15 protein-coding genes and 1 pseudogene are annotated in these 17,777 nt (G+C 62.0%); 13 read left to right on the forward strand and 3 right to left on the reverse strand.

The genetic code is table 11. The annotated features are described in order from the left end of the window. Positions 1 to 431, forward strand: a 431-nt coding sequence (locus P3H15_RS45250; protein WP_276143282.1) for an enoyl-CoA hydratase-related protein, incomplete at its 5' end; no start/stop codon positions are given. A 110-nt stretch (positions 432 to 541) separates the two neighbouring features. On the opposite strand, the gene P3H15_RS45255 is transcribed toward P3H15_RS45250, so the two are convergent. Beyond that, on the reverse strand, positions 542 to 1,618 hold the full coding sequence (locus P3H15_RS45255) for an ABC transporter ATP-binding protein (protein ID WP_276143283.1): 1,077 nt from the start codon (positions 1,616 to 1,618) through the stop codon (positions 542 to 544). Positions 1,619 to 2,351: 733 nt separating this feature from the next. Between P3H15_RS45255 and P3H15_RS45260 the strand changes: the two genes are divergently transcribed. The 11 genes from P3H15_RS45260 (at position 2,352) to P3H15_RS45310 (ending at position 13,732) form a co-directional block, all read left to right on the forward strand. Then, entirely contained in the window at positions 2,352 to 3,134 is a 783-nt protein-coding gene (locus P3H15_RS45260) for an ABC transporter permease (RefSeq protein WP_276143284.1), read from the forward strand. Between the two features lie 31 nt (positions 3,135 to 3,165). After that, positions 3,166 to 3,996: an ABC transporter permease gene (locus P3H15_RS45265; RefSeq protein WP_276143285.1), complete on the forward strand. Its 831-nt coding sequence runs from the start codon at positions 3,166 to 3,168 to the stop codon at positions 3,994 to 3,996. A gap of 3 nt (positions 3,997 to 3,999) precedes the next feature. Continuing rightward, positions 4,000 to 5,205 carry an MCE family protein gene (locus P3H15_RS45270; RefSeq protein ID WP_276143286.1) on the forward strand — a complete coding sequence of 402 codons (1,206 nt, stop codon included), beginning with the start codon at positions 4,000 to 4,002 and terminating at the stop codon, positions 5,203 to 5,205. Next, positions 5,202 to 6,239: an MCE family protein gene (locus P3H15_RS45275; protein WP_276143287.1), complete on the forward strand. Its 1,038-nt coding sequence runs from the start codon at positions 5,202 to 5,204 to the stop codon at positions 6,237 to 6,239. Before P3H15_RS45270 ends, P3H15_RS45275 begins: the two co-directional genes overlap by 4 nt. After that, complete coding sequence (locus tag P3H15_RS45280) at positions 6,236 to 7,237, forward strand: MCE family protein (protein WP_276143288.1); 1,002 nt, start codon at positions 6,236 to 6,238, stop codon at positions 7,235 to 7,237. The genes P3H15_RS45275 and P3H15_RS45280 overlap by 4 nt, the downstream gene beginning before the upstream one ends. After that, positions 7,237 to 8,460: an MCE family protein gene (locus P3H15_RS45285; protein ID WP_276143289.1), complete on the forward strand. Its 1,224-nt coding sequence runs from the start codon at positions 7,237 to 7,239 to the stop codon at positions 8,458 to 8,460. Before P3H15_RS45280 ends, P3H15_RS45285 begins: the two co-directional genes overlap by 1 nt. Continuing rightward, positions 8,457 to 9,563 (forward strand): MCE family protein, encoded by a 1,107-nt coding sequence (locus P3H15_RS45290; RefSeq protein WP_276143290.1) that lies wholly within the window; start codon positions 8,457 to 8,459, stop codon positions 9,561 to 9,563. Before P3H15_RS45285 ends, P3H15_RS45290 begins: the two co-directional genes overlap by 4 nt. Position 9,564: 1 nt before the next feature. Then, positions 9,565 to 11,022 carry an MCE family protein gene (locus P3H15_RS45295; RefSeq protein WP_276143291.1) on the forward strand — a complete coding sequence of 486 codons (1,458 nt, stop codon included), beginning with the start codon at positions 9,565 to 9,567 and terminating at the stop codon, positions 11,020 to 11,022. Between the two features lie 62 nt (positions 11,023 to 11,084). Next, a complete protein-coding gene (locus P3H15_RS45300; protein ID WP_276143292.1) occupies positions 11,085 to 11,663 on the forward strand; it encodes a hypothetical protein in 579 nt (192 codons plus the stop codon). 230 nt (positions 11,664 to 11,893) lie between these two features. Further along, positions 11,894 to 12,283 (forward strand): hypothetical protein, encoded by a 390-nt coding sequence (locus P3H15_RS45305; protein WP_276143293.1) that lies wholly within the window; start codon positions 11,894 to 11,896, stop codon positions 12,281 to 12,283. Next, the gene (locus P3H15_RS45310) at positions 12,284 to 13,732 is read left to right on the forward strand and encodes an MFS transporter (protein ID WP_276143294.1); all 1,449 of its coding nucleotides are present in this window, start codon (positions 12,284 to 12,286) and stop codon (positions 13,730 to 13,732) included. It abuts the gene before it with no gap. A gap of 133 nt (positions 13,733 to 13,865) precedes the next feature. Here P3H15_RS45310 and P3H15_RS45315 read toward each other — a convergent pair whose 3' ends face one another. Continuing rightward, the gene (locus P3H15_RS45315; protein WP_276143295.1) at positions 13,866 to 15,548 is read right to left on the reverse strand and encodes an alpha/beta hydrolase; all 1,683 of its coding nucleotides are present in this window, start codon (positions 15,546 to 15,548) and stop codon (positions 13,866 to 13,868) included. 247 nt (positions 15,549 to 15,795) lie between these two features. Beyond that, complete coding sequence (locus P3H15_RS45320; RefSeq protein ID WP_276143296.1) at positions 15,796 to 16,632, reverse strand: 3-oxoacyl-ACP reductase family protein; 837 nt, start codon at positions 16,630 to 16,632, stop codon at positions 15,796 to 15,798. Positions 16,633 to 17,215: 583 nt separating this feature from the next. On the opposite strand from P3H15_RS45320, the pseudogene P3H15_RS45325 reads away from it, so the two are divergent. Beyond that, positions 17,216 to 17,694 (forward strand): annotated as a pseudogene (locus P3H15_RS45325) (N-formylglutamate amidohydrolase). The last annotated feature ends 83 nt before the right edge of the window (positions 17,695 to 17,777 follow it).

A 17,777-nucleotide genomic window follows, 5' to 3' on the forward strand; every position in this document is an offset into this window, starting at 1 on the left:
TCTGCGACATCCTGATCGCCGCCGACACCGCGAAGTTCGGTCAGCCGGAGATCAAGCTCGGCGTCATCCCCGGAATCGGCGGCTCGCAGCGGCTGACCCGCGCCGTCGGTAAGGCCAAGGCGATGGAACTGTGTCTGACGGGCCGGAACATGGACGCCGAGGAGGCCGAACGTGCCGGGCTGGTGTCGCGGATCGTGCCCGCCGCCGACCTGTTCGACGAGGCGATGCAGACGGCGACGATCATCGCCGAGATGTCCCTTCCGGTCGCGATGATGGCGAAGGAAGCAGTGAACCGCTCCTTCGAGACCACGCTCACCGAGGGGGTCCGGTTCGAACGTCGGGTGTTCCATTCGACGTTCGCCACCGAGGATCAGAAGGAAGGCATGGCGGCGTTCGTCGAGAAGCGCTCGCCCGTCTTCAAGCACCGCTAGGACCCTGAAAACGACGGGCGCCCCGCACCGGCATCCCGGCGCGGGGCGTCCCCATTCGTCACGACATTCTGATTGGAGAATTGTCGTGTAACCAATGCAAGGGGCGACGTCTACGGCGCATAGCTCCAGTCGCGCCCAGTCGAGGGCGAATCTACCGCTTCTTCATAGATTGATTCGGTGAGCTCGCCTCCGAAATCCATTGTCACGATAGTGTCGTCGAAGCTTTCTTGGATGGCGCTCTGCGCGTTCTCGGGCAGGGTATGCATGATGTCGCGGACGCGTTCCTGCCGGCGGGCCACGGCCTGCCGGAACGGCATCCCCGGCGTCGCCTTCATCTGCGGAACGATCCCCTCCACATCGTCGACACCACCGGCATGATGCCCGGCATCGACCATCGCCTGCTCCTGCGCCATCTGCGCCTCGTCCTTCTCCTCCGACATCCCGATCGGACCGATCATCGTGCCGTTCAGGAACTGCTTGACCACCGGCTCCTCACTGGTCAGCAACACCTCCCGCGGACCGAACATCACCAGATGCCGGCGGAACAACATCCCGATGTTGTCCGGCACCGTCCGCGCCAGATTGATGTTGTGCGACACGATCAGGATCGTCGCATCGATCTCCGCGTTGATGTCGATCAACGTCTGCGAGATGTACGTAGTGCGGACCGGATCCAGACCCGAGTCCGGCTCGTCGACGAGGATGATCTGCGGGTCCAGCACCAGCGCCCGGGCCAGCCCGGCACGCTTGCGCATACCACCGGAGATCTCGCCGGGCAGCTTGTCCTCAGCCCCGAGCAGGCCGACAAGCTCCATCTTCTCCATCACGATCTTGCGGATCTCGGACTCGGACTTCTTGGTGTGCTCGCGCAACGGGAACGCCACGTTGTCGTACAGGTTCATCGACCCGAACAGAGCACCGTCCTGGAACAGCACCCCGAACAGTTTGCGGATCTCGTAGAGCTCCTTGGACGAGCACTCGAGAATGTTGGTGCCGTCGATCACGATCGAGCCCTGCTCCGGGCGGAGCAGACCGATCAGCGACTTCAGGAACACCGACTTACCCGTACCCGACGGGCCCAGTAACGCGCTGACCTCACCGGCCGGCAAAGTCAACGACACGTCCTGCCAGATCCGCTGCGAGCCGAAGGATTTGGTCAAGTCTTGAACCGCAACCTCTACACCCATGTTTACCTCCTGTGATCCACTTGCACTGAAACGGAACTACTACACCGATGCACCGGCCACGGCCTGTTCGGTTCACCCGGACACAGTGCGGGAACCCTGGACGAGTTCAGGGGAGGGTGACACGCAAGTTGCGCCCTTGCCATGGCTGGTCCGCACCAGCCACTGTCGACTCGTTACCATAAAGCAATATGTGATAACAGGAAACCCCGAGTAGCAGAACTTTCGAAGAGTCGAACTCCCCCGGATCAGTTCGCACCTGTGCCGCGAAATGGCGAAATGCGGGGAGAAGCTCGAGACATTCTCGGCCAGTGGCCGTCTCGGGGGAAATAGCACTCCGACCTGGGCGGCGCAGGGGATTATCACCGCAACCCAATCTCAACCTTGACGTTATAACATAGTACGCTTTAGTGTGTGTCAGCGCACAAACCCGCAGAACTATGTCCCACGACACGGTTGCTTGTTGTGACCGCCCGAAGCGCAGGAGTGGGGCAAGTCGCAGCCAGCCGACGCCCGGAATGACGAGTATCGGCGGGGAGCGACGCGGTGCCCATGACTGTGCGATCAGATTTCCGCGACGGCACGCAGACAGAGTGACCACGCCGTCCGGAGGCCGTTCCTACTGGAGGACACACGTGACAATGACGACGACTCCACACGATACGTACCCGCTCATCGCTCTATCGCCGGCGGCCGCGAGGGCAGACAAGGCAGTCCGGCTGTGGTGACGACCAGGATGCGCACCGCATCCGAGGCTGCTCGTCGCGGGATATGGACGGTCGCCGGTGATGTCGGCGGTTTCTATCGCATGAGCGGGAAGACGTTCAAGCACATGTTCCGTCGGCCGTTCGAAGTCGAGGAACTCATCGCTCAATCCTGGTTCATCGCTCGTGTCGCACTTGTCCCCACCATTATGGTGGCCATTCCCTTCTGTGTGATCGTCGTCTTCCAACTCACACAATTGATGGCAGAACTCGGGGCTTCCGACTTGTCGGGGGCGGGCGCAGGCATGGCGGTGGTCCGCGAGATCGGACCTCTCGTCAGCGTCCTCGTTGTCGCCGGAGCAGGCGGAACCGCAATATGCGCGGATCTCGGTGCCCGAAAGATCCGCGAAGAGATCGACGCAATCGAAGTTCTCGGTCTCGATCCCGTGCAGCGCCTCGTAGCGCCGCGTGTGATCGCTTCGACCCTCGTAGCGCTGGCATTGAACGGAATAGTGACAGTTGTCGGTCTCACCGGAAGCTTCCTGTTCACCGTGCTCGTTCAGAACGCCAGCGCCGGCCAATTCGTGGCGAGTTTGACGCTATTGGTCAATCTTGTCGATTTCCTCGTCAGTGAGCTGAAGGCAGCAGTGTTCGGGCTGCTCGCCGGTCTGGTTGCCTGCTACCTGGGTATCAAGGCCAAAGGTGGGCCCAAGGGCGTCGGGGACGCCGTGAACCAGACGGTCGTCTTCAGCTTCATGCTGCTCTTTCTGGCCAACTCGATCATCTCCGCAATCTTCCTCCAGTCAAAGTATTAGGGGCGCAACCATCGTGTATCCCACGTCTCGAATGGGCAGGCGGCTTCACCTCATATATCGAGCGCCTGTCCGCAAGCTGACAGAAATCGGTTCACAGGCCGACTTCTACGGTCATGTCGCCACCGGAGTGCCTCACGCGACTCGGCGGTACTGGAAGGAGGTCATGCGACTGCTGGCGTCGGTGAGTCTCGGCACCGGTGGTCTCGCGGTGATCGGCGGCACTGTCGTCGTGGTCGTGTTCATGACCGCAGCGATCGGAGTGGAAGTAGGACTCCAAGGCTACAGTTCCCTCGCGAACGTCGGCATCGAAGCACTCGCGGGATTCGTTGCGTCGTACTCCAACACACGTGAAGTCGCGCCGGTCATCGCCGGCATCGCATTGACGGCCACCGTCGGCGCCGGATTCACCGCGCAAATCGGCGCGATGCGAATCAGTGAGGAAGTCGATGCGCTCGAGGTCATGGCTGTGCCATCCGTGCCCTTTCTCGTCACGACGCGCATTCTGGCTGGATCGATCGCCGTCGTCCCGCTCTACTGCCTGGCGCTGATCGGTTCGCTCATCGCGACGCGCCTCATTGTCACCGCGGGTTATGGACAGTCCGGTGGCACGTACGATCACTACTTCAGTGTCTTCCTGATACCCAGTGACATCTTTTGGTCTTTTGTGAAGGCGTTGGTCATGGCCATCTTCGTCATGGCTAATCACTGCTACCACGGGTATCACGCCTCCGGGGGGCCCGCCGGCGTCGGTGAAGCCGTCGGGCGCGCCGTCCGGTCCTCGCTGATATCGGTGATGATGATCGATCTCGTATTGGATCTCGCCATCTACGGTGGCGCCTCGACTGTGCACATCACGGGGTAGACCGTGACCACACGAACTCGACACTCCCAGCGGCTGCCCCTTCTCGGTTTCGCCGCGGTCATCGTTGTCGGCGCGATGGTGGCGGCGGCGATCGCCCAGTTCAACCAAGCCTTCACACGATCGGAGATCGTGACCCTGATGTCGCCGCGCGCCGGCCTTCTCATGGAACCGGGCGCAGCCGTGAAACTCCGCGGCGTGCCCGTCGGCACCGTCGGCGATATCGATGTGGACGCCGACGGCGCGCGGCTGCACCTGAACATCGACCCCGACCGCATCTCCGAGATTCCCGGCGATATCCAGGCCCGAATTGTTCCGCCGACAGTTTTCGGGGTCAAGTTCGTCGATCTGATCTCCGACACGGAAGCCACCCCCGAGAACCACCTCCGGCCGAATACGGTTCTCGCCACCGATGACGTCACCGTCGAGCTGAATTCGACCTTCGATGCGGTGATGAAGGCACTCGCGGCCCTCGATCCACAGAAATTGAACACCGCGCTCGGGTCCGTTGCCAGGTCCGTCGACGGTAAGGGCGATCAAATTTCGAACATCATGCGCAAACTCGACGAGTACCTCAACAGGTTCAATCCCAATCTTCCTGCCGTGGTCGATACGCTGCCTGCCGCAACCGAAGTGGTTCACGACTATTCACAGTCCTTCCCTCCCCTCATCGAGACCATGTCGAATGTCGGGATCACAAGTGAGACTGTGACAGAACGGCAGGCGCAGTTCGGCGCCTTCTGGCTGTCCATGACGAAGTTCGGTAACGACAACTCCGATTTTCTGCGTAACAACGGCGGTCGGCTCATCACCACTCTGGACGTTCTCGAGCCCACGGTTGGTGTCTTGAAGCGCTATTCGCCGGTGGTGCCCTGCCTGGTCGCGGGCTCTTCCTACAACGCCGACCAGTGGCGCGCGGTAATGGGTGGGCCCGGATACGGAGGCGTCCAGAAGAATATGAGCGCGGAACTGGGCTTCGTTCCTGGGCTTCCCGCCTATGAATACCCGCGTGACTTGCCGAAGACGGGTGTCGACACGGGCCCGGACTGCCACGGCCTGCCGCACGCAAATCCGGATTCTGTCCCCTACGTCGCCTACGACACCGGCGCCAACCCATACCCGGCCAAGAACAACAACATTCAAATCGGGTGGATTCAACTCGGGCAGTTCCTGTTCGGAGATCTCGGAACCAAGGGGGCCGGCAACCCATGAAAAACCTTGCAACGACGGTGAAACTGTCGATCTTCTTCCTGGTCGCGGCCATCGCGGCAGCCGTTCTCGGGCTCGCGCTGAACGAAACCCAGACTGGCGGTCCGAAAGCGACATATCACGCCATATTCACCGATGCGTCCTTCCTGAAGCCGAACCAGGAGGTCCGTATCGGCGGGGTCCGGATCGGAACCGTGGGCGATCTCGAGCTGACCGATCAGAACGAAGTGCGAGTCACCTTCGACGTGTCCGATGCGCCTGAGCTGCCCGAGAGCGTCGAGGCCGCGATTCGGTACAAGAATCTGGTGGGCGATCGCTATCTCGAACTCCTACCGGGCGACGGTGGTCATGGTGCAGGCCCCTTCCCCGAAGGTGGGACGATCCCGGTCGAGCGCACGCGCCCGGCCGTCGATCTCGACGTACTTGTCGGTGGCTTCAAGCCACTGTTCCGTACCCTCGATCCCGCACAGGTCAATTCCCTGACCGGATCGCTCATCGCCGCATTCCAGGGTGAGTCAGGTTCGATTGCCACACTGATGGCGTCGACGGCCTCGCTCACATCGACGCTGGCGGATCGCGACCAGGTCATCGGTCAGGTCATCACCAACCTTCGTGACGGCTTCGGCGTCATCAGTAGTCGGGACCGCACAGTCACCGACCTGATCGACCAGTTGCAGGGATTGGTTTCTGCTCTGTCGGAGGGTCGCGACCCGGTATCGCAGGCTGTGGTGCAGATCAACGGTCTGACGTCATCGGCGGCGGATCTGCTGTCGCAGGTCCGTCCTGATCTGAAGGATACTCTGCCGAAACTCCAGCAAACCTCGACCACGATCAACGACAACACCGCTTCGCTGGAAGGCACGCTGCAAGAGCTACCGGAGACCTACCGAGCAATCAGCCGGATCGGGGTCAGCGGCGACTTCTTCAACTTCTTCCTCTGCAACCTGCGCTTCCAATTCGACCCGTTAGGTCAGGATGTCAAGACTCCGTGGATCAACAGTGACATTGCCCGCTGCAACGGAGAGCCGGTGAAATGAAACAACTACGACTCCCCCGCTGGAGCGCAGCCGGCCTCGGTTTCGTTGGTACCGCAGTGATCTTGGTGAGCCTCGTTGCCGTCCTCACGATCAACGGAGGCATGGGCTCGTTCGGCGGCAGAACTTATCGTGCCGCGTTCACCGAGGCCGGGGGCATCGCATCCGGCGACAGCGTTATCGTCTCGGGGCTCCACGCCGGCAAGGTCGACGAGGTCGAGTTGATGGACACCTGGGTACAGGTCACCTTCACCATCGACAACGACTCGGTGGAGCTTGGTGATCTCACCACTGCCCAGATCAAGGCGCAAACCCCGCTCGGCCGCAAGGCGCTGCAGGTGGTGCCGGACGGCGACGAGCAACTGGGTGACAACGAGCTGATCCCGCTCGACCGCACGACGCCACCCTACGACGTCGCGGCCGCGCTGGAGGATCTGACGAAGAACGTGAGCGACATCGATACTCCTCGCGTATCGGAGTACCTGGATGTCCTTTCTCAGACCTTCGACGACACCTCCGACGAGATGCGGCCCTTTCTCGACGGAATGAAACGTATTTCGGCGACTGTCGGAGGCCGCGACCAGGCGGTCGAGGATCTCTTGGCGAGTACCGCCAGCGTGTCCGGAATCCTCGCGAGCCGAGATACCCAAATCCAGCAACTCATCGGCGACGGCTCGACGTTGATATCGACATTGAACGAACAACGCCAGGCACTCGACCAACTGTTCAGCAACACCTCGGCCCTGTCGGTGCAGTTGAAGGGAACCGTGACCGACAATCAGGAAAAACTCCGTCCCGCACTGGATCAACTGGACGGAGCGCTCGCGCTCCTCCAACGCAACCGCGAGTCGGTCGCGGGGACTCTGACCGGTGGTGCCGGAGTTCTCCGTGCCCTGGGGGAAGTTCTGTCCGCCTTCCCCGGATTCAACCTGTACATCCCGAACCTCGCTCCGACCAACCTGATTCCCGGCCTGCCGGAACTGATGACGGGAGGCAACTGATGTCCCCTACGACCAGCCGCACAAGGCGGTGGGCATACCTTGCGATCGGCATCGTCGCAGTCATCACCATGGGATTCGGCACGATCACCGCGTGGAACCACGTCGCACCGACAACACGGGTCACCGCGCACTTCGAACGAGTCAGCGGACTCTACACCGATGACGAGGTACGCATCCTCGGCGTGAAGGTAGGAAAAGTCACTTCGGTCGAGCCACACGGTGACGAAGTCGTCGTGACTTTCGAGTTCGACGGCAACCGCAAAGTGCCGGCCGACGCGATGGCCGCGATCGTCGCCCCCGCCCTCGTCAGCGGGCGATACGTCCAAATCGCACCTGCCTACACGGGCGGATCCCAGCTCACCGACGGCGCCGACATTCCCATCGACCGCACAGCGGTGCCGGTCGAATGGGACCAGATCAAAGATGAACTGACAACCCTCACAGACGCGCTCGGGCCCCAGGACAGTGACCGAACCGGCTCCCTCGCGCGGTTCGTCGACAGTGCCGCTGCTGGATTCGAAGGCAATGGCCAATCACTTCGCGAGTCCATATCCGCGTTACACGAGGCCGCGGCAACCATTGGTCGGAGCAGCACGAACCTGTTCGCGACGGTCGACAACCTCAACAAGTTCATTCGTGCGATGAACCAGAGTGACGCGCAGATACAAACTCTCACATCGCAGTTGGCCTCGATTGCCGCATTGCTGAATGATAATCGCGGTCGGATGGCAGAAGCGCTCACACAGCTGGATGAGGCCCTGCGCGCGGTGTCCGATTTCGTCCTGCAGAACAAGGACCGAATCCAGTCGAGCGTCGGCCAACTCAGCGACGTCGCGACCATGGTCCAAGAAAACCAGACAGCACTGGCCAACGTGTTGCACTCGCTCCCGATCACGTTGGCCAATTTCTACAACATCTACGACCCGAATTCGCGATCCTTCACCGGCAGACTCGCGCTGCCACACTTTGGCGATGTACCGACATTCGTGTGTCAGACCGTCTTCTCCCTCGGGGGGACGCTCGACGACTGCCGCGCATCTCTCGACCCGTATCTCAAGCAGTTCGACAACCCGAATCTACCGGTGGGCTTCAACATCTTGAACCGCCCAGGCACTACCGACCAAGCACCGCCAGGTGCCGCAGCAGCGCCTGTTCCCGGGACACCACCCATTACTACCGGCGCACTGGGATCCCTCTTCGGAATTTCGGGAGGACAGAAGTGAGCCGCACACTCCGCCGCATCAGCGCATGCACCGCCCTCACCCTCGCCGCCGCCACCCTCGCCGGGTGCGGGTTCAAGGGTGTCAACTCCATCGTCCTGCCTGGTGAAGGAACGGGCGAGGACAGCTACACCGTCTCACTCCAGTTCGACAGCGTCGCCAACCTCGTTCCGAATTCGGAAGTAAAGTTGAACGACGTCACAGTCGGAACCGTGAAGTCGATCCGCCTGGACGGCTGGCAACCGGTTGTGGAGGTCGGGATACGCGGCGACGTCGTCCTGCCGGCCGACACCACAGCGGCGGTGAGCCAGAAGAGCCTCCTCGGCGCCCAGATCGTCGAGCTCGCTGTCCCACCGAATGGACAGAGCACCGGCCACCTCGGCGACGGTGCCGTGATACCGCTCGATCGCACCTCCAAGTTCCCGGAGACCGAGGAGCTACTCGGTTCGTTGTCACTCTGGCTCAACGGCGGCGCCGTCGACCACCTACGAACCATCACAGTCGAGATGAACAAGTCCTTCGGCGGGAACGATCGAACCGTGCGCAACCTCATCGACCAGCTCAACGCACTGGTCGGAACTCTCGACACCCAGCGCTATGAGATCACCGGCCTGATTGATCAGATGGACACGTTCGGTAAGAGCCTCACAGATCAAAAGGTCGAACTCGGCAGTGCCATTGAACGACTCGAACCCGGTTTGTCCGTGCTGAATAGACAGTCGAACGACATCGTCAACGCCGCCGGCGCCATGGCGACCTTCGGAGATCTCGGCAACCAGGCTGTCGAGGGATCACGCGAATCGCTGCTGTCGATCATGTCGGACCTTCAGCCGATCCTCGACAGCCTGGTGACCGCTGCTCCGGACTTACCGAACGCCGCCGACATCATCCTCACCTTGCTGTTTCCGGTCAGCACTCACGACAATGTCCTCAAAGGCGACTATCTCAGCGCTGCTGGCACTTTCAATCTCACCACCAAGGACCTGGGTGGGGCGTTTGCCACCGCCCCGATCGTGACCGCGCCACCAGCCGATGCGGGACGAACACCGGATCCGTTGCAATCGTTGCTGATTCCCGCTCTTCCACTCCCCGGGCAGGGTAACTGACATGTTCACACGGTTGATCAAAATGCAGCTCACCGCCTTCGCCATCATCGCGGTCGTGGCCACAGCTGTCGTCATAGTTCAGTACCTGAAGCTTCCACGCCTGATGGGATTTCAGCAGTATCACGTCTCCGCGGAGATCACCGATGCGACCGGAATCTACGTCGGTGCCCTGGTCACCCTGCGAGGTGTCGAGGTCGGCAAGGTCGGCGGCCTCGCACTTCATGGAACCGGCGCTCGACTCGACCTGTCCCTCGACGACGCCACGTCGATTCCGGCCGACGTGCACGCCACGATTCGCAGTTCAACCGCCGTCGGCGAACAGTATGTCGAGCTCACCTCCGGAACCGACCACCCGCCCTTCCTACAAGCCGGTGCGGTCATCCCCGCCGACCGTACGACCCCGCAAGAGCCCATCACGAACATGCTGACGAGCGTGACCGAGCTTGCACGAGCGATCCCGGCGGACAGTTCCGCTGTGCTTCTCGATGAGATGTCCACCGCTTTTCAGGGTGCCGAACAGGACATACGGGAACTCATTTCGCACGGAGACACCATCGTCAGCAAGGCCGTCGAACACGCCGACGCATCCGGCGAAGTGTTCCGAGAGCTTCCGCCGTTCCTCCAGACCCAGAGTTCTGTCAATGCCGACATTCAATCACTGACCAGGGATATGGCGTCGTTCACTGCGCAAGTAGCGCGCAGCGACCACGATCTGCGGGCAGTCGTCGACGACGCTCCCACGACGGCGACAGCAATCACCGACCTGGAAGCGGGGATATCCCAGTCGTTGCCGGTGCTGCTCGACAATCTCACGTCCACTGGAGAAGTTCTGCGACTCCAGATTCCGGGACTCACGCAGTCCCTGGTGTTGTATCCCGCTGTAGTCGCCGCGTTGCAGACGGCCTTCATCCACACCGACGAGGGAACGTCCATCCGACTTCGGGTGCGCACAACGGCGAACGACCCGCCCCCGTGCTACGAGGGATTTAATCCTATGTCCGAGCAACGAGCGTGGGAGGACGTCAGCCCGGCACCGCAACCGGCCGACATGTACTGCAAGGTTGCCCAGGACGATCCGCGGGACGTGCGTGGAGCACGCAACACCCCGTGTGCGAACGACCAAGAGCTTCGGACCCCCTACTTCGAGGAGTGCCTCGGTAGGCCTCGAGGCAGCCAGCCCGTACCCGTAGGCTCGGTTCCCGCCGTCACGCTGTCGTCGCCGGGATTCCCCGCGCTCCCGCCGTCGTCGTCCGCATCGGCGGGTACGCCGGCACCGGGGCCCGATGGCGCTCCTGTCAGCTCGGGACTTCAGGCACAGACCAGCGATTGGAAAACCACCTACGACCCGCGAACTGGGCTGTTGTCAGGTCCGGATGGGCGGCTGTATCTGCTGGGCACCGTGTCCGCAAAGGAGGAAGGTATGGAGAAGGAAACATGGAAAAATCTGATTCTGAAGTAGATGCCGGTTCGGACACTGCCGTGGGACTCATCGATCACGCGGGCCCTCGATCCCCTCACAAGGTGGACGAAGACGCCGAGTCGATAGCGACGCGAGCCGGGCCGGAGAGGGGATCGGCATGGACCGCGCTCACGCGTGGACGGAGGTACCTGGCCCACCACAAAGCCTTCGGTGCCACAATGTTCGTTCTCGTCGCGGCCATCGTCGTGGCCACCGTCGTAACAGCCACCCTGTGGGGCAGGCTGCAGGACGCGAACCGAGCCGACGCACGGCGCGCGGCCGTGCTCGACGTGGCTCGTGATACCGCGATCGGCCTCACGAGCATCAAAGCCGAAACTACGCAGGCCGATATCGACCACGTCCTGAGCATGGCCACCGGTGCATTCAGGGACCAATTCGCTCAGCAAGCAGCAACGGTTACCCAGATGGTCAGTGACAGCAAGGTCGATTCGGTAGGAAACGTCATCGAGGCTGGCGTCGTTCACGAGGACCCGACAAGTGCACAGGTCCTGACAGCAGTGACCGCCACAGTCAAGAACGCTCAGGCCCCAGACGGCGAACAACGACATTTCCGCATGAGAATAAGTCTCACCCAAGAGAACGACCGCTGGATGATCTCGAATCTGGAGTTCGTCGCATGACCACCACCGAGAGCACAACCATGAAATCATCCGCCACACCACAGGACGGGCTTCCTACCGATTCGACGTCGTCCGGTGAGCCAACAGACACCACAACGGAGATCTCGATCGAACCGTGCCGCCCAGTCGCAAGAAGGAGCCGCCGGCGGGTTCTTGCAATCGGGTGCTCGGCGTTCATCCTCTGCGCGCTCACCGCAATCGGCGCCGTGCTCTTCGGGAAGGTGCGCGCCATGGAGACCACCGACACATCTCGTACAGACGCCGTGGGAGCCGCCCGCGATCTCCTGCCAACGGTTCTTTCCTACAGCTACGACACCCTCGACGCGTCGCTCACCGGCGCGACCGATGCCCTGACCGGAGACTTCAAGTCGGACTTCCAGCAACTGGTCGACTCCGCCGTCCGTCCGTCGGCCGCCGATCGGAAGATCGTCACGACCACGGCTGTACAGGATGCCTCGGTAGTCGATGCCGACCAGGCGCATGCAACGGTGCTCGCCTTCATCAACCAGTCGACAACCGCTGCCGACCAGCAAACGCCGAAGATTGACGGTGCGCGCCTTCGTATCGGCCTCGAGAAGGTCGACGGTCGGTGGCTCATCTCCTCGATCGACCCCGTGTGAATGACCTGCCACGCCGACGCGAGAGATGTGTACAGCGGGCCTGAGCAGCACAAAGAGGTCGATGAACTCGATTCGACGCGTACCTCGCTGAGACTGGACCACCGCCCGGAGAAACACCACGGATTGATGCTCACGCTGGCGATGCTCACCACCATCACCGGCATCGTGAGCAGTCTGGGAGCGCCGCTGATTCCTGCCATCGCCGACCGATACGAGGTCGAATTGACCGATGCGCAGTGGGCACTGACATCGACGTTGCTCGTCGCGGCCGCCACCACCCCGGTCGTCGGCAGACTCGGAGCGGGGACGCTGCGTCGGCCGACGATCCTCGCCGGGCTCGTCATGGTCTCTCTCGGGACAGTGCTTTCGGCGGTAGCCCCCAACTTCACCGTTCTGGTCATCGGGCGGGCCTTACAGGGTGTGGGTATCGCACTGACCCCTTTGGCGCTCGCGGTGGCGCGTGACGTCCTTCGTGGACGGCGCGTGTCGTCGACGATCGCACTGCTTTCGGTGTGCTCTGTGGCCGGTGCCGGTCTCGGTTACCCGGTCACCGGGATCATCGCGCAGGCGGCGGGGCTCTCGGCCGCATATTGGACCGGAGCGGTACTGTGTCTGGCCACGTTCGTCCTTGCGGTGCCACTCATCCCGGCTTCGCCGACGACGGCGAGAATCCCGGTCGACTGGGCCGGGGCGGTCATCCTGGCGATCGGCTCCAGTGCTGCGCTACTGGCCATCAGTCAAGGCGAGAGCTGGGGCTGGGCATCGATCCGGACAGTAGGTCTGGGTATCCTCGGCGTGGCCGGTGTGCTCATCTGGTGCGCATGGACGTTGCGCCGGCACTATCCGCTCGTGGACCTACGTCTGGCGATTCAACCGGGCGTCGCGGCCCCGAACCTCGTGGCAGTCGGAGCAGGCGTTGGCATGTACACGCTCCTCCCCCTGTCTATTGTGCTGGTCCAAAGCTCCGATCCAACATGGGGACTCGACCAGTCGATCAGCGTTGCTGGTCTGCTAATTCTGCCGTACTCGGTAACGAGCATCGCTGGCAGCCGTGTGGCGCTGGCCATTGGCGCGCGAGCGGGCTTCGGGCTGGTGCTGCCCCTCGGCGTCGCGGCTTTGACGTGTTCTACCCTGGGTCTCGCCTTCTGCCACAGCAGTCTCGTGTGGGTTGTCGCGTGGATGACAGTCGCCGGACTCGGAGGTGGCCTGACCTTTTCGTCGCTTCCCGTCTTGATCGTCCCGCACGTTCCCGCGCACGAAACCGGCAGCGCCCTGGCATTTAACCTGGTGCTGCGGTATCTCGGTTTCTCCGCCGGAAGCGCGGTCGGCGTCACGTTGATGTCGGTCTACGGTGGCGGCGAGCACGGATTCGTATGGACTCTCATCACCATATCGGTCGTTCTCGCAGTGGTCGGGGTGTGCACCTCCCTGTTGTCGCTGCGGCGCTGATGTGGGGGTGCATTGCATCGACAGCGTCAGATCGGTGTAGCAGAGTCGCCACTCCGAACCAGCTGTGGTCGGCCGATCCACGTGCTCCTTGTCTGAAAACGAGACAACGAAGCACGGCGGCGCCGCGATCGGCCTATTCGGGGATCATGTCTCGGACGTACATGCCCGGTGCCGGGCCGAGCGGTTTGTGCTGGTCGCTGCCGAGTGTGGGGGGCGCCTCGACCTTGCCTCCCGCGCGTTGCGAAACCCAGTCCGCCCAGGGCTCCCACCAACTGCCCGTCGTGCGCTCGGCCCCGGCCAACCAGTCCTGCGGGTCGGGTCCCGGCGCGTCGCCGACCCAGTAGTGTGCCTTGGGATTTCCGGGGGGATTGATCAGGCTGGCGATGTGACCGGAGTAGCTGAGTACGAACGTGCTGTCGCCGGAAATGAGCTGAGTGGTCCGGTAGCAGTTCGTCCACGCCGTGAGGTGATCGGAGATCGCAGCAGTCACGAAGGTCGGGACGTCGATGCGATCCAGCTCGACTGGTGTGCCGAGCACCTCCATCGCACCCCGCTTCACCAGGAGGTTGTTGGCGAAGATGTCGAGGAACTGCACGTGCAGGGCCCCGGGCAGATTTGTTGAGTCCGCGTTCCATGCCAGTATGTCGAAGGCTGGCGGCTTGCGCCCCATCAGATAGTTGTTCACGACGTAGTTGAATACCAGGTCGTCCGGGCGCATCCAGGTGAAGGCACTGGCCATGTCACGACCGCTGATGATGCCTTTCCGGCGGGACCGGCGTCCAGCGAAGCTCAGCAGTCGGGGTGAGGAAAATGCGGCCAACTTTTCGTGTTTCTCGAAATCGAGCATAGTCACCGCATAGGACATGCTGTGCACTCGGGTATCACCCTGTGCTGTCATGTGATTCAGCAGCGTGGTGGTAATGAGGCCGCCGGCACAGAAACCGATCACGTTCACGTCGGCGCTGCCGGTGATGTCGCGGACTTCGTCCAACGCGCTCGACACCCGCGCAGCGTAGGTGTCCAGGGTCCAATCACCCTGCTCCGGTTGCGGGTTCCTCCACGACATCAGAAATGTCTGCATTCCACGGGCGACCGAATGCTCGACGAAACTGCGTCCGGGTCGCAGATCCAGAAAGTAGAACCGCCCGATCGGGGGCGGGACGACGAGCACCGGACGCTCGTAGACGGACGACCCGGCCGGAGAGTATTGCAGCACCTCGGCGACGTCGTCGCGCGAAACCACCGCGCCGGGGGTGATCGCGAGGTCGACACCGACCTCGAACGCCTCGGGTTCGACCATCGATGGCATACCGCCGTTCGTCCTGAGGTCGGAGAGGTAGTTGCCGATTCCGCGCACGAGACTATGCCCGCCGGTATCGAACAATTCCTTCAACGCGGCAGGATTTGTCGGCAGGTAGTTGGTCGGCGCGACCGCGCTGGCAAGTATCGTTGCAGCGAACGATGCCGCCTGCGCCCGCGACGGGTCGCTCGCGGTCCGACTCCAATCGTCGATGATCCGATCGAGCACGCCGGTCGAGGCAAGATAGAACTGCATGATTCGGCGGTAGCTCGGGTTCGACGACCATGCCGGGTCGCCGAAACGCCGATCGCCCTTGGCCGGTCTCACCTCGGACTTTCCGAGCGCGATCTTCGCCAGTTCCTTTCCGAGTCCGGCCCCCGCATGGGCGAGGACCCGGCCTTGCCCCAGGGCGGCGACGATCCCGGCAAGCACTTCACGACGGTCGGGGAGGCCGAAGTCGTCTCCCCCACCGATTGATTCCTCGACGCTCTCCCGCTGCAGCGGAGTGTCATTCATGCTTGTTGTTTCTTTCTCTCCGAATGGCTTTCGACGACGACTGTCGAGGGGTGTGGTCACCGATAAGTGGACGCCTCAACGTCAACTGCAATGATGTATTCGGCTGTGACGAATTTTGCTATCCCACTGGGTAGCGTTAGCGGAAAGGGACAACCCACACGTCCTGCGCGGATCCCCAGTCCGGACGTCGGAGCCCACGTGACCAACGCCGACGGAGCTCCGGGGCACCGACTGCGGGTTGTGGTCGTTACATGTCGATCCCGCCGTTGACTCCCCAGACCTGGCCCGTGATGTAGGACGACGCATCGGAGGCGAGGAAGTGCACAACGCGAGCGATCTCATCAGGCCTACCCAAGCGACGCAGAGGAATTGACGACTTCACCTTGTCGATGACTTTTTCAGGTACTGATGCGAGCATTTCGGTTGCAACGTAACCCGGTGTCACGGTATTTACCGTGATTCCGAGGCCGGTGTCGGTCAGCTTGCCGGCGCGCTCGAGTTGAAATGCCGCTTCGCGGGCGACGGTCTTCGTCAGTCCGAACAAGCCTGATTTCGACGATGCGTAGTTCGCCTGGCCGATGTTTCCGATCTCACCGGCCAGCGATGAGACGTAAACGATGCGTCCACTTCCGCGTTCGACCATGTGCTTCAACGCCGCCTGTGTGAGAAAGAAGGCTCCAGAAAGATTTACTGCGAGAACCTTCATCCAGTCGTCGTCCGACATCTTCAGGACGATCTTGTCGATATTGATTCCCGCATTGTTGATAAGGATGTCCAGCCGACCGTGCTGCTCGATCACCTCGTTGATGGTCCGTCGGCAATCGTCTGGAAGGCCAACATTCCCCTGGTGCACGCTGCACTCGGCGTGACCTTGCAGCTCCCCGGCGAGATCGGCACGAAATTGCTCGGCATGCGCTGTGTGGGAGCCGTATCCAGCCGCTACGGTCGCGCCCTGCCACGCAAGACTGCGGCTGATTGCGGCTCCAATCCCCCTCGTGCCGCCGGTGACGAAAGCCACTCGTCCGCGGAGATCCTCTCCGATCGGCGCGGTCGCCGGCCGATCAACGAAGTTTGCGGTGGTCACATTCCTACTCCTTGCAATCTAAGCGGCTTTTCCGTCATATTCATGGTCGCCATGGCGCGACCTGCCGTGCCAGCCCGATAAGGACCGCCACCACAAGTGTTATCGCCTCACTGGACACTGCCATGCCAGAACGCCGCGTGACAGCCCGGCTCATGGCGCGATCGCTTGCCAATCATCAACGTCCTTAGTGCTCTTCGACCGCGAGTGCGGTCCGTTCTTGCATTCATTTGTCGGCAGAGACATCCTGGCCACGACTGCCCGGCCTGCACTATCGCCAACCGACCGCCGAACACGCAACGAGTTCAATTCTTCCAATCGATATCGGATTCAGAATTCGCAGTGTATGGAGTTCGAGGTCACGCACCCTCAGTGCACGACCTGCGGCGGCGCAGCCTCTGTCGTAGCGCGACGCGCGCCCACTCGAAGTCGTCAACTGTTCACTGCACAAGCAGCTTCAAGCCGCTGACTCCACGATCAGCCAAAGAGGCGAACCACTGCGGCCGGTATCAACATAGCAGAGTGTTATCTGTTATATCAATGCGAAGATCGCTGACCACGGCCGTTGCAAATTTCGAACCGCAGGATCGACCCGACGCTCGACAAGGCGCCACCAAACCGGGGTGCCGGTGACGTCGTGGTGGATCCGCACACCATCACGGCGCCGGTCCGCACCGGAGTGGACATCGAGCTGCGGATTCAACGTCGATAACTCTGTTCGAGGTCGCGGCCGAGGAGTGGTTTCCTGGGGCGTTCGGGTTCACTGTCACGGCTATCGTGCACACCGTCGACGCGCAGACGGGCCGGCCACGGTATCTTCGCCCCGCGGAGCCTGCCGAGTGGGCGCGGGCGATTTTCTCAACCGTAGACGGGCTCGCACGGGTATTTCTCGGCGCCATCGACCCGGACACCGGCGCACATCGGCGCGGGCAGCTCGCCTATCGCCTCTATCTCGACACCGACCGTCGGGCGATTCCCGTGCCTCCTGCGGGTGGTCACCTGCCCCGCACTATCTGCTCTGCCATCGACGGCAGGGGTGAGATCACCATTCCCACGACGGCCTGACCCGGCCGGCTTCGTCAGGCCGTCCTCTACGAAGACAGATCTGAAATACAACCGCATGGGAGTTTTCGTACTACACCTCACCG

This window comes from Rhodococcus sp. T2V, from assembly GCF_029269925.1.
Taxonomy (GTDB): Bacteria; Actinomycetota; Actinomycetes; order Mycobacteriales; family Mycobacteriaceae; genus Rhodococcus_F; species Rhodococcus_F koreensis.

What these genes read in the sequence shown, in the direction of transcription:
- P3H15_RS45305 (WP_276143293.1), top strand. Translation starts at nt 11,894, where the DNA reads ATGGAGACCACCGACACATCTCGTACAGACGCCGTGGGAGCCGCCCGC.
- P3H15_RS45315 (WP_276143295.1), bottom strand. Translation starts at nt 15,548, where the DNA reads ATGAATGACACTCCGCTGCAGCGGGAGAGCGTCGAGGAATCAATCGGT.
- P3H15_RS45310 (WP_276143294.1), top strand. Translation starts at nt 12,284, where the DNA reads ATGACCTGCCACGCCGACGCGAGAGATGTGTACAGCGGGCCTGAGCAG.
- P3H15_RS45255 (WP_276143283.1), bottom strand. Translation starts at nt 1,618, where the DNA reads ATGGGTGTAGAGGTTGCGGTTCAAGACTTGACCAAATCCTTCGGCTCG.
- P3H15_RS45275 (WP_276143287.1), top strand. Translation starts at nt 5,202, where the DNA reads ATGAAAAACCTTGCAACGACGGTGAAACTGTCGATCTTCTTCCTGGTC.
- P3H15_RS45285 (WP_276143289.1), top strand. Translation starts at nt 7,237, where the DNA reads ATGTCCCCTACGACCAGCCGCACAAGGCGGTGGGCATACCTTGCGATC.
- P3H15_RS45260 (WP_276143284.1), top strand. Translation starts at nt 2,352, where the DNA reads ATGCGCACCGCATCCGAGGCTGCTCGTCGCGGGATATGGACGGTCGCC.
- P3H15_RS45295 (WP_276143291.1), top strand. Translation starts at nt 9,565, where the DNA reads ATGTTCACACGGTTGATCAAAATGCAGCTCACCGCCTTCGCCATCATC.
- P3H15_RS45265 (WP_276143285.1), top strand. Translation starts at nt 3,166, where the DNA reads ATGGGCAGGCGGCTTCACCTCATATATCGAGCGCCTGTCCGCAAGCTG.
- P3H15_RS45280 (WP_276143288.1), top strand. Translation starts at nt 6,236, where the DNA reads ATGAAACAACTACGACTCCCCCGCTGGAGCGCAGCCGGCCTCGGTTTC.